Source organism: uncultured Bacteroides sp. (assembly GCF_947632445.1).
Classification (GTDB): domain Bacteria; phylum Bacteroidota; class Bacteroidia; order Bacteroidales; family Bacteroidaceae; genus Bacteroides.
In genome coordinates, this window is sequence record NZ_CANRPM010000100.1 from 1 (window position 1) to 6,792 (window position 6,792).

Consider the following 6,792-nt stretch of genomic DNA (forward strand, 5'->3'; position numbering starts at 1 on the left):
TAAGAATAAAACTATTCAAACGCCCTGTCCGCAAGATTGACCGCATCATCCTTCTGTCGGTCGACAATCTTCGCATATCTCTGCGTATGCCACAGAGAGGCATGCCCCAGTAACTTCGAGACGGTGTAGATGTCCACACCCAGCGTATCCACCTTGTGCATCAATTCCAAGATGGCCTGAGGCATCGCCTCGAATGATAATGTTTCCTGCATACACATGAATTTTAATTGTTCGTGCTGCAAAGAAACAGATCAGAGAAGGGTTCAGACGGTTATTTCAGAACATAACCGCACGTAACCGACGAATAACCGTAACCGGAAGGATAAAAGTGTGATTTGGATGTTACAAAACGGATTATTATATTTGTAGAAATTAATAACAGTTCTCCCAATGAATAGAAAAGAGCTTATTGAAGCCATTGATTCGTTTGATATTAAAAGATACAATAGTGATTACAAATATTACGAATCTTTACGGAATGATTTCGTTCAACGTTTTTCTGTTGGGCGTATCCTGAGAATGAGTTTAGATGAGTATGTTATTGGCAAAAATCTTAAAAAAGATAATTTTTGCTATGAACTTGAAAGAGCCCTTGCTCCATTAGGAAAGATTGTCGGTGCTACATCTTCTAAATTCGGCATATATTACAATCAAAAGGAGAAGAGGTATAAAGTCTCTAAAATGTGGGATAGTGGCAGTCTGCAAAAATCATTTGATGCTTTGAAGAAAGAATTGATATCATTGATTAATGCAGGAAAATCAGATGATATTGATATTATCCGTTCTTCAAAGATTTCGCCGATGTTTAAAGGAAAAATTCTTTCGACATATTATCCACAAAAATATCTCAGTATTTTTAGCGAAGATCATCTCGATTATTTTATTCAGCGTCTTGAATTAGATCACAAACTTAAAGAAAATAGCGATATTTTTGATAAACGTAATGTGTTATTGAATTTCAAAAATTGCTATTCTATAATGTCTACATGGTCTTTGAATGCCTTCTCTCATTTTTTATACACGGTATATCCGGGTTCGCCTAAATCTGTAAAGGAAATCGGAGATTATTATAAGGGAGCAGAAATGATGGATGGTGATTTTGAGTCATTCGATGATGAAGAAACACAAAATTCAACAAAAGGTAAAACTGATTATGATGCACAAAATAAAGCTAAAAAGCAGTTAGGTGAGCGTGGTGAATATGTAGTTGTGCAATATGAAACGAAAAAAGTCAAGAATTGTGGTATAAAGGGAAAGCCTATACAAAAGTCTCTATATGATGATACACTTGGATATGATATAATTTCATATGATTCAGAGGGAACTGAAATTTACATAGAAGTGAAGGCAACAAATCTTTCACCTAGGAACTTTCATTTTTACTTTACGCGAAATGAATTAGATGCGGCGAAAAAGTACCGTGAAAGTTACCATGTATACATAGTATTTAATCCTAATAACGCTAAACCTAAAATCTATGATATAGGAAATCCTTTTATGGAAAAGGATAAAGTGAAGTTAATTCCTATCACGTATAAAATAAATATACATAAGATATAAACTTTTCGCGAGATTAATCCATGAACTTCTCTCCAACCTCTACCAGTGGGATAGAGTACGGTCCGTAATCTTTTGTCATCTTTGAGTAGATGGTATCAACGGAGATGTGACCGAGCATATTCGGGACTGCCTGCCGCCGGCAAGTGCCTTGCTGCGCAGCGTCTTCGTGCCGGTGAGCAATACTTCGTTTTTCTTTATCCTTTTTTTCGCATTGTTTCACAACCGTTTCATTTGCTGCAAAGGCATGAATATTTTTCCGAAACGAGCGACAAAATAAGTAACAAAAATAGACCCAAAATGTGATTTTTAAGGAAACAGACCGAAAACGCCATATTTTTGTAAACGCCGAAATAACACTATATTACCTGCTTTATTTTCATTTGTTTGGCTTTTGTTTTCATGGTAATAGCTATTGGACTACCCCAAGAAAAATTTTGTGGACAACGGGCAAGCCCGTCCGCAAAGGGAAACTGTACAAGAGGGGAGTGAAGAGGAATGACCGTATAAGAGGCTGCTGTCCATACGAAGATTCGGGGCAGAACCGGACGCAGATGCACAGCCCCACCCTGATACCCGCAGCAGCCGACTTTATTTTATCGCAATATATACGCCTGCCGGATAAAGTCAAGTTGTGCGTCAGTAGTGGTAGTCTGCCAGAAAAGAGTAGTCGCAGCCGACACGTTCTATCATTCGTTTGTTTTTGAAAAACTTGGCGAGGACGATCGCTTTGTTGTAGTTGAGGCGGAATCCCTCTACTTCGTATGCGGTCTGTAACGCCGGTATCAGATTATCGTACTTACTGACAACTCCATTGGCAAACGCGTTGGTCAGTGCGCGGCGGCGTACGGCTTCGGAAATCGCTTTGTGGGTGTCAAAAAGTTTTTCTTTGGATATTCTACGTGAGATTCTTTCAGTTCACCTTGATAAGCCCCTACCCCATGAATACCCAAGCGATTACATTCTTATAAAAAAGTATGTAATATTTTTATTAGTAATAATGTTATTAGTAATAAATTTATTTCTTATCTTTGCATACAAATACATTTGAAGAATCATGGAAAATAAACCTTTTATATTCGGAGTTGCGACCTCCGGCGATAACTTTACCGATCGGGAGAAAGAGACCGAGCGTCTGTTGTTGAATTTCCGACACGGTGTAAATACTGTGCTGATTTCTCCCCGTCGTTGGGGCAAAACCTCATTAATACAGAAGGTATGCCATCTGGCGCAATCCGACAAATTAAAAATCGTCTATCTGGATATTTTTTCCTGCCGCAGCGACCGTGATTTCTATGATGCGTTCGCTTCTGCGATTCTCAAACAGACGTCTTCAAAGTTTGAGGAGTGGTTGGAAAATGCTAAACTTTTCCTTTCGCGCATCAGCCCTAAAATCTCGATGGGACCCAACCCGATGTCGGATTTTTCTATATCGCTCGAAATGAATCCTAAAAGCAACGATATCGACGAGATTCTGCAACTGCCTGAAAAAATAGCGCAAAGGAAAGGCTGCAATATTGTTGTTTGCATTGACGAATTTCAGCAGATTGCCGAGTTCAAGGATTCCAAGACGTTTCAGAAACGGCTGCGCTCGGTTTGGCAATTACAAAAATCGGTATCTTATTGTCTGTTTGGCAGTAAAAAACATCTGATGAACGAGCTGTTTGAGAAAAAAAGTCTTCCGTTCTACAAATTCGGAGATGCTATCTATCTGCCAAAAATCGGGACGCAGGATTGGATAGCCTATATTTGCGGGCGTTTCGAAGCTACGGACAAGAAAATTTCGAAAGAGTTGGCAGAAAAAATCTGCCGGACGGTCGATAACCACTCGTCGTATGTGCAACAGTTGGCGTGGCTGGTATGGATTCATACGGACAAGATTGCTACGGAACAGGATTTCGAGGCGGCATATCAGGATATAATCGACCAGAATACTCCGTTGTTCGAGAAGCAGACCGAAAGCCTTACGACCTATCAGTTGAATTTTCTGCGGGCTGTCATAGACGGCGTACACACCGAGTTTACCACGCAGGAGGTTTTGCATAAATACCAACTCGGCTCGTCCGCCAATGTCAGCATTGTAAAACGGGCTTTGGTTAAAAAGGAACTTATTGAAATCGAAAAACGTCAAGTGGTTATTCCTGATCCGGTGATGGCAGTATGGCTGAAAAGGGAATTGAATTGCTGAAGAGCAGGCACAATTCCGAAGTATTATAAATCGCAGGTTTTCAGTGAATCGGAATGGTTGTAGATAGACCGCTACATATTCGTCTATAAATCCCGAAAATTTTTCGGGATTTTTTGTATTTGCAGGTTCCCTTTTGTCATTTTGTATGATTAACTAATGAAAGCAGGCAAAACGAAAAAACAAAGATTTTTTGAATTTCCGGCAGCCGGCTCCATTGTAGGCGTGTAGACAGAAAACACTCGTATGTTTTTTTCAGTGATAAACAAGCGAATAGGGGAATCTTGGAGTCGCTGCGATGTGCTATCTCTTTGTAAGAGTGAATACAAACAGTGCACAAAAGTACAACTATAATTTCATTCACCAAATAAAACGCGATAAAATTTTTCTTTGAAAAATACCCCCCCCCGATTTGAAATTACTGAAATACAGCTATTTATAAAATGTTATCCTAAAAATATTTTTTCGAGGAGCATGAAGGCGACAGAAAAAATCGTGATTGTCGCGGATACCCCGAAAGGGAAGTTTGTTTTGCAAAGCGTTGAAAAAGTTTTACAAATGTCGGATTTATATCGGATTATAACAAAATGAATCAGCGGGTTAGAGAAAAGTATTCACTCTTACAAAGAATACATACAGTAAAGGCGGCAAGAGTCGGTGCAGCAAGCAAGGAGAAACCTTGTTTCAGGTCGGTTCGAGTCGCAAGATGCTTAAGAGGAATGAAAAAGCGACAGCAAAGGGGAGGAAAATCCGAACTTTTTTCGGCTATTCGCGTAACTGCAAGGTTTACAATGGAATGCGGAACCTTGCAGGATTAATAAAATTGCCTTTTTTCGAGAAATGACAGAGGGGAACCGTGAAGCAGAAAGTCATTGGTATGCCATGCGGGATCTCTCGCGGAGCAATTCCAAAACACCCGCTTATAAAGTGCTTGCAGAAATGCAGTACGAGCTGTTCACCCCGATAATACGAAAAGTGTTTGTCGAGAAAGGACGACGGATAAGCCGAGAAGTCCCGTTCATGCCGGATTTGCTTTTCGTTCATTCGCAACGAGAGGTGCTGGACCCGGTGGTCGGAAAGATTCCGACCCTCCAATACCGATATATATACGGAGGTTTTTGTGAGCCGATGATTGTGCGCGATGCCGACATGGAACGCTTCATATACGCGGTAAAACAATCGGAGAGCCCGCGCTATTTCCGCCCCGAAGAAATAACGCCGCAAATGTACGGACATCGGGTACGCATTATCGGGGGCAATCTCGACGGTTACGAAGGTCCCCTGCTCACGGTACGCGGGTCGAAATACCGGAGGTTGCTGATAGCCTTGCCGAATTTCATAACGGCCGCCATAGAGGTACAACCCGACCTTATCGAAGTTTTGGAATAAGGAGGAATTGCCATGAAACAAGATTTATCCTCCCTTATCGGAGCAATTGGGAACATACCGACAGACGAGCGTTTGTCGGACAGCGCCCTTACCTCATTATCGAAAATTTTCGCCACGCTGTACCAATTGGTCGTAAATGAAGATTTGGAAGCCGAATACTGCAACCGCCGGCAGTATCGGGACAAGATAGAAGAGCTCTATCGAATCGGTCGGCAGCGCTACGAGAAGAAAGATTGCACTGGAAAAAGTCGAATACTCCCCGTCCTATACGATATAGCGTACAGACTACCGCTCTCCGACAGTCGTAAATTGGAGCAGTGCGAAACCGCCGCCTTCCGACTCATAAAAAGCTATCTGCAAGAAAACGATAAACAAGAATGGCAGACGGAACACGGCATATTGAAATGTATCGAAAATGCGTACCGCCATACGATGGAAGACGACCGGGAATGCGAAGAATACACCTACTTCAAACATCGTATCGCCGCATGGATTTCGGAGTGGAATGCCGTCGGAAGTTGGACAGGCGTTTCCGAGCGGGAAGCCCTGAGCCGGCTGGAGATTTTGGTGCAGAACTCCGAAACCCTCCTCGACGACACCTACGATGCCGAAATCGCGAAAATACACGAATACTATTACCGCAAAGCCGAGAAAAGCGGCAGCACCGAAGATATTTACACACTTGCCTTGCTGTATGAAACGACGGTCGAAATAACCGGACTGAAAGAGCGGCGCAGCAAACGCAAACGTTTGGCAGAAACGGCAGAAAACAAATTGTCGGAAACCGCCGTCGGGAGCGACGAATGGTGGTACAGCCTCTCCGTCCTCATCAAAGAAAGAAGTTTACAACTGTCGGAAGAAATACAAGACACGGTAATAGCCCGCACCGCCTAAATATAACTGATTTATAAATAGTCAAAAAACAGAATATGACAGCTTGGATTATTATCGCCTTTTTCGTCGGCGCGCTGTTCGGCGGCGTAGCGATGAGTTGTTTAGCCGCCGGCGGGCGAGCAGAGAAAGCCGAGAACATCAAAACGGTCGATAACCGGTTCTCAACAAAGAATAAAGGGGAAAAACCATTAGAAGAAGATGCAGATGCCCGTCATCATGTTGGACAATGATGCCGGGAAATACATCACGAGCCTGAATCATAAAGAAGAACAAAATGCGGATTATATCCGCCTATCTATGCCCGAACCGCAGACGGCAGATACAGACGACTATCGTCATTGGGCGCGGAGTTTACGAGATGCCATTTCATAATAGAAATTTAATTTCATGAATCAAAAAACAATGTACGCTTTGTTGTTATTTTTTATTTCCTTCGCGACGGCGTGGTGGATATTCAAGTACGTTCTGCGGATAGCCGTCGACAAGAATATCGTCGACAATCCGAATGCCCGCAAACTGCAAAAGGAGCCGGTACCGGTATTAGGCGGTGTCGCCGTGGCATTCGGCATTATTGCCGCGACAGTCGCAGGCGGTATGTTCTGCGACGTGTCGCAGATTTATCCCCTGATATGTATCATGATGATTATGCTCTATGTAGGCGTCATGGATGACATTTTGGGGCTTTCCCCTCGCCTGCGGCTTCTCATCGAAATCCTCGTCGTGGTAGCCCTCATATATACTACGGGCTTCGCCATCGACGACTTTCA

The 6,792-nt window shown here is 42.6% G+C and carries 7 protein-coding genes and 1 pseudogene; 7 read left to right on the top strand and 1 reads right to left on the bottom strand.

Translation table 11 applies throughout. The features are described from left to right. Positions 1 to 11: 11 nt before the first annotated feature. The gene (locus Q0Z70_RS12655) at positions 12 to 212 is read right to left on the bottom strand and encodes a hypothetical protein (RefSeq protein WP_298075076.1); all 201 of its coding nucleotides are present in this window, start codon (positions 210 to 212) and stop codon (positions 12 to 14) included. Positions 213 to 390: 178 nt separating this feature from the next. Between Q0Z70_RS12655 and Q0Z70_RS12660 the strand changes: the two genes are divergently transcribed. From Q0Z70_RS12660 to Q0Z70_RS12690, 7 genes and pseudogenes are all read left to right on the top strand, one after another. Beyond that, the gene (locus Q0Z70_RS12660) at positions 391 to 1,560 is read left to right on the top strand and encodes a DUF3883 domain-containing protein (RefSeq protein WP_298075066.1); all 1,170 of its coding nucleotides are present in this window, start codon (positions 391 to 393) and stop codon (positions 1,558 to 1,560) included. Positions 1,561 to 2,614: 1,054 nt separating this feature from the next. After that, positions 2,615 to 3,745, top strand: a complete 1,131-nt coding sequence (locus Q0Z70_RS12665; RefSeq protein ID WP_298075068.1) for an ATP-binding protein — start codon at positions 2,615 to 2,617, stop codon at positions 3,743 to 3,745. Positions 3,746 to 4,582: 837 nt separating this feature from the next. Next, complete coding sequence (locus tag Q0Z70_RS12670; protein WP_298075069.1) at positions 4,583 to 5,131, top strand: UpxY family transcription antiterminator; 549 nt, start codon at positions 4,583 to 4,585, stop codon at positions 5,129 to 5,131. A 12-nt stretch (positions 5,132 to 5,143) separates the two neighbouring features. Further along, positions 5,144 to 6,025 carry a hypothetical protein gene (locus Q0Z70_RS12675; protein ID WP_298075072.1) on the top strand — a complete coding sequence of 294 codons (882 nt, stop codon included), beginning with the start codon at positions 5,144 to 5,146 and terminating at the stop codon, positions 6,023 to 6,025. A gap of 35 nt (positions 6,026 to 6,060) precedes the next feature. After that, positions 6,061 to 6,255 carry a hypothetical protein gene (locus Q0Z70_RS12680; RefSeq protein ID WP_298075073.1) on the top strand — a complete coding sequence of 65 codons (195 nt, stop codon included), beginning with the start codon at positions 6,061 to 6,063 and terminating at the stop codon, positions 6,253 to 6,255. Beyond that, positions 6,230 to 6,397: a hypothetical protein gene (locus Q0Z70_RS12685; RefSeq protein ID WP_298075075.1), complete on the top strand. Its 168-nt coding sequence runs from the start codon at positions 6,230 to 6,232 to the stop codon at positions 6,395 to 6,397. The genes Q0Z70_RS12680 and Q0Z70_RS12685 overlap by 26 nt, the downstream gene beginning before the upstream one ends. Positions 6,398 to 6,427: 30 nt before the next feature. Then, a pseudogene (locus Q0Z70_RS12690) lies at positions 6,428 to 6,792 on the top strand (undecaprenyl/decaprenyl-phosphate alpha-N-acetylglucosaminyl 1-phosphate transferase); the annotation flags it as partial.